This window comes from Actinospica durhamensis (genome assembly GCF_018139695.1).
Classification (GTDB): Bacteria; Actinomycetota; Actinomycetes; order Streptomycetales; family Catenulisporaceae; genus Actinospica; species Actinospica durhamensis.
Window position 1 is genome coordinate 18,724 of the sequence record NZ_JAGSOG010000092.1, and the last position, 12,112, is coordinate 30,835.

Here is a 12,112-nt window from a genome sequence, read left to right on the forward strand (position 1 = left end):
CGCCGCGGCCTGATCCGACGACCCTTTGAAGACACTCCCTAGCCGGCGCGGCGGCGCGGCCGCGGGTCAGGACCCAGAGGACCCGACCGGGCTCGGCAGGTCGCGCAGGAGCCGGGGCGAGAAGTCGGGCGAGGACGCGAGGTGGACGAGGTGGCGGTCGCCGAGCCGCTGCGGCAGGTCCACCTCGTAGGAGCGCACCGTCGCCACCGCGGCGCACGCCTGCACGCCGGGCTGCACCTGCGTGCCGTAGACCGCGAAGGTCACGCTCGTGCCCGTCCAGACCGCGTCCCAGCCGGCCGGCAGGGCGCAGCCGCCGGCCCCCACCCGGATCTCGAGCTTGCCCGACGCGGCGTTCACGGCCGCCGTGAGCACCCACGGCAGGCTCGGATCCTCGGCGGAGTGCGCCGTGAGCCGGGGCAGCCTCGCCCCGTCCGCGGCCGTCGGCCCGACCCACGCGGGGGTGCCCGGCGACGCACCGCAGGCGCCGACGCAGAGTGCGAACATGCCCGCCGCGGCGCCGAGCCCGGCGGCGCGACGCGATCGAGTTCCCGGTGCCATGACACTTCCTCCCGAGGCCGAACACGACGAAGGCCCGCACGCCCGGATTCGGGACGTGCGGGCCTTAGACGTCATGCGGGGTGCCGCGGTTCCGCTCCGCCCGATTTCGGCGGCTGCCCGGCGGCCCTGGTCGCCTCGGCTCAGCTGTCGCAGCCCTCCGCGTGGGTGGCCCAGACGTACAGGTGCGCGGTGCCGCCGATGAGGTAACGCTCGTAGTCGGTCCGCTTCACCTCGGTCCACGGGTAGACCCAGGCCTTCGAGGACTCGGAGACCACGTAGCACGCCGGGGTGTTGGTGAAGAAGGACATCGGGCGGGTGTCCGCCGGGGCGTTGCGGTTGGTCACCCCGTTCGGGGCGTGCATGCCGAGCCACTCCAGGCCCGCGTCGATCCGCATCGCCGGGACGCCCTTGGACTGCAGCGAGACCGCCTCGTTCCACCGGGCCCGGTCCGAGACGAGCGCGCTGGTCAGCAGCGCCAGCCCGAGCACGGCCACGACCGCGCCGGCCACCAGCGCCGTGCCGCGCTGCGTCCAGCGGGCCGCAAGGCCCGCCCAGGCGGGCATCGCGAACCGCGCGGCGGCGCGCTCCTCGGAGCGGGCCGGCTCCGGCAGCAGCGCCACGGCCAGCAGGCCGGGCAGTATCTCGATCAGGTAACGGTCGTACATGAACTCACTGAGCAGGAAGGTGCCGATGGTGCCCGCGGTGAAGGCCAGCGTGAACGCGGCCACCAGCCGGTCCGCGCGCGCGGCCTTGTGCACGATCAGGCCGGCGAGCAGCGAGCCGGACACCAGTGCTATCACGACCAGCACGAAGTACTCGCCGTTCGGGATCAGCACGTTCATCCCGCCGCCGATCGACGCGGGCGCGTACGCGCCGTCCTGGGCGAGGTAGTTGCCCGGGAACAGCCGGCGGCCGAAGTCGTGCAGGCACAGGATCGCCAGCACGGCCGTGACCAGCGCGGTGATCTGGGCCGGGCGGCGCCACAGGTGCGGCTTGGCCACCCAGAAGACCGCGGGCGCGGCCGGCAGCGCCACCGTGAAGTAGGTCTGCAGGCTCGACTCCATCCCGGTGTCGAGCAGCGAGGGCACCAGCTTGTAGGGCGGCAGGTCGCCGCCGGGCAGGCCCTCGAACCAGGAGTTGAACACGGCGAATCCGAGTACGAACACGACGCCTATCGCGGCGACCGCGAGCAGGCGCACCCGGGTCCGGCGCCGCTGGGTGAAGGCCGCGTACGCCAGCAGCGCCACCGGGGCGGCCAGCGCCTGGGCCCGGATGGTGGTGCCCCAGAAGCCCGCGGCCGACGCCAGGGCGAACAGCACCAGCGAGTCGCGCTCGAGCGCCCGGCGGCCGAGGGCCATGCACAGGAACATCGCCGTCATCGCCGGCACGTCCGTCATGAACGAGGTGTCCAGCAGCCCGAATCCCGGCCACAGCGCCACCATCAGTGCCGTGATACCCGCGTTGCGCTCGCCGAGCGAGGGCCGCAGCAGGTCGTAGACGCACACCAGGCCGATCAGGCCGAGCGCGAGCACGTAGGTCTGCTGGATGGTGATGCTCGCGGCCAGCGGGCCGAGCACGATGAACTGGCCGATCAGCGCCGACCTGTTCCAGCCCAGCAGCGAGATGTGGCCGGTGCGGGCGAAGTGCTCCGCGATCCGGCTGTAGGCCCAGCCGTCGTTGTGCGGAATCGAAAGGCCGCCGGTGATCAGGGAAACGATCAGCGGGACGAGCACCCCGGGGACGAGGGCGAACAGCAGCCAGCGGTGCCGGCCCAGTACGGCGGAGAGGCCGTCCAGCCTCAGCCCGCGCGTGCCCGCGTCCGATCCGTCCACTTGCAGCACGTTTGCGCGCGCCACGTCCACGTCTGCTTCGATGCCGCCGGTTCCTGCAACCGTCTCGGTCATCCGTCACCACCCCAGGGCTCGATTTCCGGACCAGACCTTATCTCACCTAGAGCCGGTCTGTACGCCATCGTGGCTCGGGGCCCGGACCCCGCCTTGTCAGGACTCGCGAACATCAGTACGCTACCGAAGCATCACGGAGCGCTGAACGGCGGGACACCCTCCTGCGAGCGCAACCGTGTCTCGCACCCGGATACCCACCACCTCGTCCGGGTGAGCGCGCCCAGCGTGTCACGTTCCGCGCGCACCGCACCCGTGCCACCCCACCCTCGAGCTCGTCGCAGTGCTCGATCTCTGCCCGTGCCGCCCCGGCCGTGCCCACCGGCCCGTCGCGCGGCGCGTTGACCATGGGAGGTCCCGATGGGACGGACTGAGGTTCTGCACGAACTGGTCGCCCGCTCCGCCGACCGGTCCCGGCAGGCCGCGGCCGTGCGCCAGGGCGAACTCGAGCTCACCTACGGCGAACTCCAGGCCCTCGCGGTGCAGTTCGCCGCCGAACTCGCCTGCGCGGGCGTCGGCGAGGGCCAGGTCGTGGCCCTCGACCTGCCCGGGAACGTGCGCATGATCGCGGCGATGCTGGCCACCGGCATCCTGGGCGGCGCGTTCCTGCCGCTGGACCAGCGTGATCCGGTCGCCCGCCAAGCCGCGCTGGGCGCCGACTTCGCCGCCGCGGCCCTGGTCACCGAGGACGCCGTGCACGCCACCGGCGCGGCCGCGCGCCTGGACGGGCGCCCGGCGTACGTCACGTACACCGCCGGTTCGGCCGAGCGTCCGCGGGCCGTGGTGACCGGGCAGCGCGTCGCCGTGGACCACGTGGAGGCCGCGCTGCACGAGTACCGGCTGCGGCCCGGCGACCGGCAGCTGCAGTTCACGCCGCCCGGCTCGGGCCTGGCGGTCGAGGAGGTGTTCACCACGCTCGCGTCCGGCGCGACGCTGGTCCTGCGCGACGCCGACTTCGGCTACGAGGACGTCGCCGACTTCCTGCGGCTGGCCGACGAGCGCGCCCTGACCGTGCTCACCCTGCCGACCGGACTGTGCGAGGAGTTCGGCGGGGAGCTCGCCCGCCGCCCCAAGCTGCTGCTCCCGCGCGGGCTGCGGCTGCTGGTGGCCGGGGGAGAGCCCGCCTCGGCGCAGGCCTGCGCGGCCTGGCAGGCCGCCGCGCGCGACGCCGGCTTCCGGATCGTGAACTCCACCGGACCGTCCGACTGCGCGGCCGAGCGGCCGCTCTCGCTGCTGCGCTGATACGGCGCGAGCGCCGTATCGGCTGCCGTATCAGCTCCCGGCGAACTCCGCGTCCTCGAGGTCGGCGAGCAGCCCGGGCTCGCTCGGCGCCCAGCCCAGCGCGGCCCGGGTGATCTCGCTGGTGGCGGGAAGATCGAGGCCGAGCAGCCGGCCGAGGAACCCGAAGTGCTCCACCGCGTCCTCCGCCGAGACCGACTCCACCGGCAGGTCGAGACGGGTGCCGATCGCCTCGGCGACGTGCCGGATCGGCACGCCCTCCTCGGCCACCGCGTGCAGCACCGAACCGGGCGCGGCCGACTCCAGGGCCAGCCGGAACAGCCGGGCGGCGTCCCTGCGGTGCACCGCGGGCCAGCGGTTCGCCCCCTGTTCGACGTACCCGGAGAAACCGGACTCCCGGGCGATCCGGGCCAGCGTCTCGACCGTGGAGCACCGGCCGCGGTCGTGCACCATCGGCGCGAGCCGCACCAGCGAGGAGCGCACCCCGCGCTCGGCCAGCGCGAGCGCGGCGGTGGCGCCGGCCACCCGCGGGCTGGTGGACGGCGGCCGCAGGTCCCGCTCGCTGCCCATCGGCCCGCCGCTGGCCACCACCAGCGGCCGGCCCGAGCCCGCGAGCACCTCGCCGAACGCCCGGACCGCGCCGAGCTCGGCCCGGGCCGCCGCCTCGTGCTGGGACATGTCGTGGTTGAACGCCAGGTGCACCACGCCCGCGGACTCGGCCGCCCCGGTGCGCAGCAGCTCGACGTCCTCCACGGTGCCGTGGAGCACCTCGGCGCCCAGGCCGGTGAGCGCCTCGGCCGCGGCGTCCGAGCGGGCGAGACCGCACACCTCGTGCCCGGCCCCGAGCAGCTCGACGACGAGGGCGGAACCGATGAACCCGGACGCGCCGGTGACGAACACGCGCATGGCGGTGGCTCTCCTTGCGGAATCGAGGTCGGCTGACCGGCCGCCGAAGCCCGCTGCCGCGCGCGGCCTGATTCCACTGTGCTGTCCGAGCCCGGACCGGGCCACGCCAGATCACCCCCGCGGCCCGGCGTTCCGCGCGTCTTCCCAGGTCACGGCGTTGTGCGGGGATGCAGGCCGTAGTGCGAGAGGGTGAGACGCCGTCCCGGCCGCGGGCCCGGCGGGCCTACACCAGTTCGAGCACCGGCCGCACCGAGAAGTCCTCGTAGAGCGCCTCGCCGTCCGGCCCGTGCACGAACCGGGCCGCGCCCGGATTGCGGTTGGCGGTCGCCAGCGTCAGCCACTGCACGAAGCTGCCGTAGCCGCCGCACACCGACTCGCCCCCGTCCCCGCCCTTGATCACGCTCAGCTCGCTGGTCAGCTCGGCGTCGTAGGTGTCGCGGGCGATGCGCAGGCCGAAGGCGTTGGTCCGGTGCTGCGGGCCGGCCGCGTCCCCGTAGGGCGAGCGGTCCGGGCACTGCTCGCCCCACCACCACAGCGTCGCCGCGCCCGCCCCGCAGGCGTGCTCCCACTCGTCCGGGCTCGGCATCCGCAGCCCGCGCTTGGCCAGCAGCGCGGGCGTCTCCTCGACCGGGGCGGTCAGCCGCTCGTGCGCGACCGCGATCAGCAGCGTCGGCAGCGAGACCGCGCGCAAGGGGCTGAGCAGTTCGCCCAGCAGCTCGCGCGGGTCGGCCTGGAAGCCGAAGCCGCCGCCGAGCGTCTGGTCCCGGTACGTCGCGAGCAGCCCGGGCGGGGGCCGCCACTGCTCCACGTCGTAGCCCACGACGCCGGTACCGCCCGGTATCAGGGCATAGCGTTCGCCGTCGCGTTCGATCAGGACCTGGTGCAGCGGCGTGCCGAAGTACGCGACGGCGCGCACGTCCAGGACGCGGCCGTCCACCTGATCGGCCGCCTCCTGGGCGAACCGGGCCGCGCCCGCCGCGTCCAACGTGCGCCAATCGGTGAGGGAGAGGTCTGCGAGGTACACGCCCGAAGTATCACATCGCCCTCTGACAGACCTGGCGGACCGTGGAAACGTCGAACTGTGAAGACGCGGTGAAGGGGGCTACCGCGGCGCGGCCGCAGGCGGCGGCGTTCCTAGGATCGGGAGCGTGAACGAGACGGCGCTCCTGCGCAGAATCCGCGTACTGCTCCTGATATTCGTGATCGGACTGATTCTCAGCGGCGTCACCGCGTTCCCGCTGGGCGTCGAGGCCCGCGCGCTCGACCGCTTCCTGCACGGCCCGGGCTGGCCGGTGGCCCGGCACCTTCCGTTCCTCACCTCGTGGATCGACCGCGTCAGCACGGGTCTGACCGCCGCGTACGCCCGGTATCCCTACCTCGCCTACGGCACCGACTGGCTCGCCTACGGGCACCTGAGCATCGCGGTCGCGTTCTGGGGGCCGTACCGGGAGCCGGTGCGCAACGTCTGGGTGCTGAAGTTCGGCCTGATCGCCTGCGCCGGGATCATCCCGCTTGCGCTGATCTGCGCGCCGCTGCGGGGCATCCCGATGTGGTGGACCGCCGTGGACAGCTCGTTCGGCGTGTTCGGCGCGATCCCGCTCTACCTGGCCTACCGCCTCACCCGCCGGCTCGAGGCCGCCGCCGCGCCGTCCGGCCCGGCCAACGGCGCCGTGCCCGCCGCGCCGCCCCTTGCCGCAGCATCCTGGCTCAATACGCGGATAAGATGCGGCGGTGACCGAGCAGCGCAAGTCCGCCGACACCCGCCCGCCCGCGTTCGACCCGCAGGACGAGAAGTCCGTCCTGCTCAGCTTCCTGAACTACCAGCGCACCTCGATCGCGGCGAAGGCGCACGGCGCGCCCGAGCCCTGGGCCCGCACCGCGGGAGTGCCGAGCGGGACGAGCCTGCTCGGGCTCATCAAGCACCTGACGGCGGCGGAGGGCATCTGGTTCGAGTGGAGCTTCGCCGGAGCCGAGGTCGAGCTCGCAGACCTGGACATGAAGGTCGGCGGGGACGAGTCGGCCGGGCAGATCCTGGCGGACTATGCGGCGGCCGTGGCCCGGGCCAACACGGTGATCGAGGCGGCGCCGGACCTGTCCGCGCCGGCCGCGCGCGGCATGGGGCCGGATCGGGAGCAGCACACCCTGCGCTGGATCCTGGCGCACATGATCGGGGAGACCGCCCGCCACGCCGGGCACGCCGACATCCTGCGCGAGGAGCTCGACGGCAGCACCGGCCGCTGACCTGGGCCGGCGCGGCCGTCGCCGCCCGCCCGCGGTCAGAGCGCGCTCGGCTGGCCGGCCGCGCCGACGTAGACGTACACCCGCAGCCAGCCGCCGCCGCGCCGCGGCTCCATCCGGCCGGTGCGGGTCCACGCGTGCATGCCGCTGCCGTCGCCCGCGCTCGCCCGCACCTCGGTCGCGTCCTGCTCCACCCGCACCTGCCGCCCGCCGATCGGCTCGGGGCCGCCGACCAGCACCGCGTTGGGCGCGAGGATGTCCACGTTGTCCACGTCGTCCATTCCTCCAGTGGATCACGCCGGGCCCGCCCCGGCTACGGCACGGCTACGCCGCGGCCACGGCCCGGCCCATGGCGGCCAGAGCCTCGCGCAGCAGGGTAGGCGAGGTGGCGAAGTTCAGCCGCACGCAGCCGGCGCCGCCCCGGCCGAAGACGTGGCCCGAGCTGACCGCCACCCGGGCCCGCTCGGCGAACAGCGCGGCCGGACCGGCCAGTTCGCCCACCACGCCCGGGCCCTCGGCGCCGTCCTCGTGCAGGCCCAGCGCGGTCAGGTCAAGCCAGGCCAGGTACGTGGCCTGCGGCGGGCGGTAGCGGGCCATCGGCAGGTGACGCGCGATCAGTTTGCCGAGCAGGGCGCGGTTCGCGTCGAGGCCGCGCAGCAGGTCGTCGAGCCAGGCGCCGCCCTCGCGCAGTGCGGCCGTATGGGCGATGGCGCCGAGGTGGCTCGGCCCGTGGCCCACTTCCTCGGGCATCCGCCGCAGCTCGTGCGCCGCGCCAGGGCCGGCGAGCGCCAGCGCGCACTTGAGCCCGGCGAGGTTCCACGCCTTGGAGGCCGAGGTCAGCGCGAAGGCGTCGTGCGTGCCCTCGACGGTCAGATAGGGGGTGAACCGCGCGCCGGGCAGGACCAGCGGCGCGTGGATCTCGTCCGCGACCACGCGCACGCCGTGCCGCCGCGCGAGTTCGGCGACCGCGCCGAGCTCCTCGCGGGTGTGCACGGCCCCGCCGGGGTTGTGCGGGTTGCACAGCAGGAACGCGGCGCGGCGTCCGCTCCGGCGCGCCTGACGAACGCGGCCTCGAGCGCGTCGAGATCCATCCGCAGGTCCGGGCCGAGCGGCGCCTCGAGCACGCGGCGCGCGTCGTGGGTGAGGAACGCGTAGAACGGCGGGTACACCGGCGGGCACACCACCACGGCGTCGCCGGGTTCTGTGATCAGCCGCATCACCTCGACGACGCCCAGCATCACGTCCGGCACCATCGCCGTGTGCTCGACCCGCAGGCCGTTCCACCCCCAGCGCTCCGCCGCGAACTCGGCCAGCGCCTCGGCGTACCCGGTGCCGCACGCGTAGCCGGTGTCGCCGAGGTCGATCGCGCGGCGCAGCGCCTCGGCGATCGGCGGAGCGAGCGGCACGTCCATCTCGGCGACCCACAGCGGAATCACGTCCGACGGGTAGGTGCGCCACTTCATGCTGCTGCGGCGGCGCAGCTGCTCCGGGCCCAGCTGCACCAGCGGGTCGGTGCGCGCGGCGTCGGTGGGGACCATGGCCGGGTCGTCTTCGACGGACTTCACCATGGCCCCCATCCAACTCCCATTACTCCTTGGGCGCGATCCGCCGGTAGGGCTTCGCGATCACGAAGTAGAGTCCGCCGATCGCGAGCAGCACGACCATGACCATCAAGGTGATCCAGTCGAAGTTGAACAGGCTGCCGCGCGGGCTCGCCAGGCCCGAGGGCCAGATGATGTTGAGCAGCATCAGGAACAGGTACACCGACGCGGCGATGCTCACCGGCCAGCCCCAGCGCCCCAGCCGGAATGAGCCGGCCGGCTCCCAGCCGCGTGCCCGGGCGACCATCGAGCCGACCACGGTGAGCAGGAAGGACAGGTAGATGCCGGAGACGCCGAAGGAGACCAGGAGCGTCAGTGCATTGACGCCCGCAGGCATTTCGAACCAGAGGATGTGCACGTTGCTGGAGGGGTTGATGTTGACCAGCAGGGTGAACAGCACCGGGATGAGGCCGCCCACGATCAGGGCGTTGACGGGGGTGTGGAAGCGCTTGGAGACGGTGCTCAGCTGCTTGCTGAACGGCAGCACCTTGTCCCGGGCGTAGGAGTACATCAGCCGGGATCCGGCGCCCTGGACCGCGGTGCCGCAGGAGAAGAACGCGACGCACACGACCACCAGGAACACGTCCTGGATCCAGGAGGGCAGCTGCGCCAGGATCGCGGGCACCCCGCCGCTGAAGGACGCGGCGTCGGCGTAGCCCTTGGCCGAGGACGGCATGGCCAGCAGCAGGCCGATGATCAGCACGGCCGAGGCGACGGCGCCGTAGAGCAGCGAGGAGCGCATCGCCCGCGGCACCACGCGCGAGGCCGACTTGGTCTCCTCGGCGATGTCGCCGGCGGACTCGAAGCCGTAGTAGATGTACGCGTGCGCCAGGATGGCCACCAGCGCGGCGCCGGTGATCCAGTGGCCGCCGAAGTCGACTCCGAGCGGGTTGGCCGAGGCGTGCGCGGCGCCCTGGGTGGAGAACAGGAAGCCGAAGCCGTGGTGGAACCCGGCTATCGCGAGCGCGATGGCCACGCCGAAGGTGCCGATGGTCTCGACGAACACCCCGAGCCGGGAGATGCGGCTCATCAGCTTGGCGCCGACCGTGTTCATCAGGGTCTGCACCGCGATCAGGACGATCGTGACGAGCAGGATGGTGCCGTGCGCGGTGCCGTCCAGGTGGGTGCCGAACATGTTGTTGAGCAGGGTCGTGAGATAGCTGACGACGCCGGTGTCCACGCTCGCGACCGTCACCAGCAGCGCCAGGCCGTAGATCCAGCCGATCCACCAGCCGTACTTCGGCCCGACCGACCACTTGCCGTACTGGTAGAGGGCGCCCGCGATCGGATAGTGGCTGGCCAGTTCGCCGAAGACCAGGGCGACCAGCAGCATGAACCCGACCACCGGGATCATCAGCCAGAGATAGGCCGGGCCGGCCGTGCCCACGCCGAGGACGAAGAGCGAATACACCCCCACCATCGGCGAGAGGTAGGAGAAGGCCACGCTGAAGTTGTCGAACAGTCCCAGGACGCGATGAAGTTCCTGCTTATAACCCAGACGTTCGAGATGGGCGGCGTCCTCGTCGGGCGGGGCCGACACGCCGGCTTGCTCGCTCACACTCGTCTCCTTCGATGGTCCCTCGCTGGGGGAAGTCCGCAAATCATGTATCTTTGAATGTATTAGCGTCAAGACCCTGCGGAGACGAACGGACGGGAGGCGCGATGGCCGCGCTGTCCACGGGATCGGGCCTGACCACGGCCGCGGTGCGGGCCATCAGGGCACTGGGACACGGCCGGGCCGGCGGCGCCGGGCGGGCCGACCAGGTGGCCGAGCACCTCGCCGAGGCGATCCGGCGCGGCCTGGTCGCCCCCGGCGAACGCCTGCCCGCCGAGGCCGCGCTGGCCGAGCAGTTGGGCGTGGCCACCCTGACCCTGCGCGAGGCCCTGTCCGACCTGCGTGAGCGCGGCCTGGTCGAGACCCGCCGGGGCCGCAGCGGCGGCAGTTTCGTCGCCCGGCCCTCCAGCGACGCGCTGAGCCGCTCGGGCCTGGCCGAGCTGAGCGTGCGTCAGCTGCGCGAACTCGGCGACCAGCGCCGGGCCGTGCTCGGCACCGCGGCGGAACTGGCCGCACAGCGCGCCTCGGAGATCGAGATCGAGGCGCTGCGCCGCCGGGTGGAGCGGCTCGCCCGGGCCAGGACACCCGGGGAGCGCAGGCTGGCCGACAGCGAGTTCGGCATCGAACTCGCCGCGGCGGCCCAGTCCCCGCGCATCACCCAGCACGAGGCCAACCTGCGCGCCGAACTCGGCGACCTGGTCTGGACCCTGCTCGGCGACGCGGAGCACGAGCAGTCCGTCCGGGTCCGCGCCGCCCTGGTCGACGCCGTGGCCGAGGCCCGGCCCGAGGCGGCCCGGCGGCTGGCCGACCAGCACGTCGGCCATGAGACCGATCTGCTGATGCAGTGGCGCATCGACCTCTACAGCGCGCAGAGCGCGGACAGCACCGCGGCGGCGTCGGCGGATCCCTGGTCCGACCTGGCCGACGAGTTCGAGCGTGTGTTCGCCGACCTGGAGCGCACCGCGGCCGAGTTCGAGGCCTCCTATGCCGCGTGCGAGCTGAGTTCCGGCTCGTACACGATCGCCGACATCGCGGCGCTGCGGCCGCGGATCCACGCCACGCTCGAGCGCTTCGACACCCTCGCGGTCGGCACCGGCCTCGTCTTCACGCCCGCGGTGGTCAAGGACGCGCCGCACTGGCTGGAGTGGTGGTGGCGGGAGGGCAGCCGCCCGCCGGAACCGCTGCGGGTCAACCTGGATCCGCAGGGTCCCGACTTCTTCGACTACGTCCACAACGAGTGGTACGACGCGCCGATCCGCGGCCGGCGGCGGCACGTGGCCGGCCCCTACCTGGACTACGTCTGCACGAATCAGTACACGTTCACGCTGGCGGTCCCGGCGTACCACGGGGGCAGGCCGCTCGGGGTCGCGGCGATGGACGTCCCGTGCGACCTGATCGAGAGCCGGATCATGCCCAGCCTGTGCGCCGAGGCTACGCCGCAGGTGCTGCTGAACGCCGCCGGCCGGGTCATCGCCGCGGGCCGCGCCTCGGCCGCCCCCGGCACCCGCCTGGCCGGGCACCGCAACCGGCCTCCGGCCGCGCCGGCGGCGGCGCCGGACTCGGCCAGGGCCCGGTTGTGCGCCCTGACCGGCTGGAGCGTCACGACCCTGCCGTCGACCCGGGCCTGAAGGTGTAGCGCAGCCGCCGCGGCACGCCCGGCGCCATCTCCCGGCTCATCAGCATGACGGCGACCTCGAACGCGCCCCCCGCCTCGTTCCGGGAGCCGTCGGCGGCGCCGGCGGGAGCGGCGGTACCGGCGAGATCGGCGGGAGCGGCGTAGCTCGCCCGGGTGAGCTCGATCACCGGCGGGTGCGGCAGCAGGGTGCTGAGTTCGGCCGGGACGTCCACCACGGCGACCTCCTCGACGTGGCGCGCGGCGAGGTAGCCGCGTTCGGCCAGGGCCCGCACCGCCCCGCCCTTGATCGGCCGGTCCTCGGCCAGCTGTGTGCCGTCGGCGACGCGCGCCGGATACCAGGAGTCGGAGACCTCGACCGGCACCCCGTCGAGCGTGACGAGGCGCCGGCGCAGCACCGCGGGCTCGTCGGGGGCGATTCCGAGCAAACGCGCGACGCGTTCCGCGGGCACCCGCCGGGCCACCAGGATCACCTTGTGCG

10 protein-coding genes and 1 pseudogene are annotated in these 12,112 nt (G+C 73.4%); 3 read left to right on the forward strand and 8 right to left on the reverse strand.

The features are described 5' to 3' along the window. Positions 1–66: 66 nt before the first annotated feature. Together KDL01_RS18950 and KDL01_RS18955 are read right to left on the reverse strand one after the other, a co-directional pair. Positions 67–558 (reverse strand): hypothetical protein, encoded by a 492-nt coding sequence (locus KDL01_RS18950; RefSeq protein ID WP_212529854.1) that lies wholly within the window; start codon positions 556–558, stop codon positions 67–69. A 140-nt stretch (positions 559–698) separates the two neighbouring features. Continuing rightward, positions 699–2,462: a glycosyltransferase family 39 protein gene (locus KDL01_RS18955; protein ID WP_212529855.1), complete on the reverse strand. Its 1,764-nt coding sequence runs from the start codon at positions 2,460–2,462 to the stop codon at positions 699–701. 357 nt (positions 2,463–2,819) lie between these two features. Here KDL01_RS18955 and KDL01_RS18960 point away from each other — a divergent pair, with 357 nt between their 5' ends. Beyond that, on the forward strand, positions 2,820–3,701 hold the full coding sequence (locus KDL01_RS18960; RefSeq protein ID WP_212529856.1) for an AMP-binding protein: 882 nt from the start codon (positions 2,820–2,822) through the stop codon (positions 3,699–3,701). A gap of 30 nt (positions 3,702–3,731) precedes the next feature. Here KDL01_RS18960 and KDL01_RS18965 read toward each other — a convergent pair whose 3' ends face one another. Further along, positions 3,732–4,604, reverse strand: coding sequence for an SDR family oxidoreductase (locus tag KDL01_RS18965; RefSeq protein ID WP_212529857.1), 873 nt, complete (start codon positions 4,602–4,604; stop codon positions 3,732–3,734). Between the two features lie 223 nt (positions 4,605–4,827). Next, positions 4,828–5,628 carry a formylglycine-generating enzyme family protein gene (locus KDL01_RS18970; RefSeq protein ID WP_212529858.1) on the reverse strand — a complete coding sequence of 267 codons (801 nt, stop codon included), beginning with the start codon at positions 5,626–5,628 and terminating at the stop codon, positions 4,828–4,830. A gap of 707 nt (positions 5,629–6,335) precedes the next feature. On the opposite strand from KDL01_RS18970, the gene KDL01_RS18975 reads away from it, so the two are divergent. Beyond that, on the forward strand, positions 6,336–6,845 hold the full coding sequence (locus KDL01_RS18975) for a DinB family protein (protein WP_212529859.1): 510 nt from the start codon (positions 6,336–6,338) through the stop codon (positions 6,843–6,845). A gap of 35 nt (positions 6,846–6,880) precedes the next feature. Here the strand turns inward: KDL01_RS18975 and KDL01_RS18980 are convergent, their stop codons facing one another. From KDL01_RS18980 to KDL01_RS18990, 3 genes and pseudogenes are all read right to left on the reverse strand, one after another. Next, the gene (locus KDL01_RS18980; protein ID WP_212529860.1) at positions 6,881–7,123 is read right to left on the reverse strand and encodes a hypothetical protein; all 243 of its coding nucleotides are present in this window, start codon (positions 7,121–7,123) and stop codon (positions 6,881–6,883) included. 43 nt (positions 7,124–7,166) lie between these two features. Further along, positions 7,167–8,380, reverse strand: a pseudogene (locus tag KDL01_RS18985) (MalY/PatB family protein). 49 nt (positions 8,381–8,429) lie between these two features. Next, complete coding sequence (locus tag KDL01_RS18990) at positions 8,430–10,001, reverse strand: APC family permease (RefSeq protein ID WP_212529862.1); 1,572 nt, start codon at positions 9,999–10,001, stop codon at positions 8,430–8,432. A 104-nt stretch (positions 10,002–10,105) separates the two neighbouring features. On the opposite strand from KDL01_RS18990, the gene KDL01_RS18995 reads away from it, so the two are divergent. Then, positions 10,106–11,626 carry a GntR family transcriptional regulator gene (locus tag KDL01_RS18995; RefSeq protein WP_212529863.1) on the forward strand — a complete coding sequence of 507 codons (1,521 nt, stop codon included), beginning with the start codon at positions 10,106–10,108 and terminating at the stop codon, positions 11,624–11,626. Here the strand turns inward: KDL01_RS18995 and KDL01_RS19000 are convergent. After that, positions 11,598–12,112: UTRA domain-containing protein (locus tag KDL01_RS19000; RefSeq protein ID WP_212529864.1), on the reverse strand; the 515-nt coding region annotated here is incomplete at its 5' end. The genes KDL01_RS18995 and KDL01_RS19000 overlap by 29 nt on opposite strands.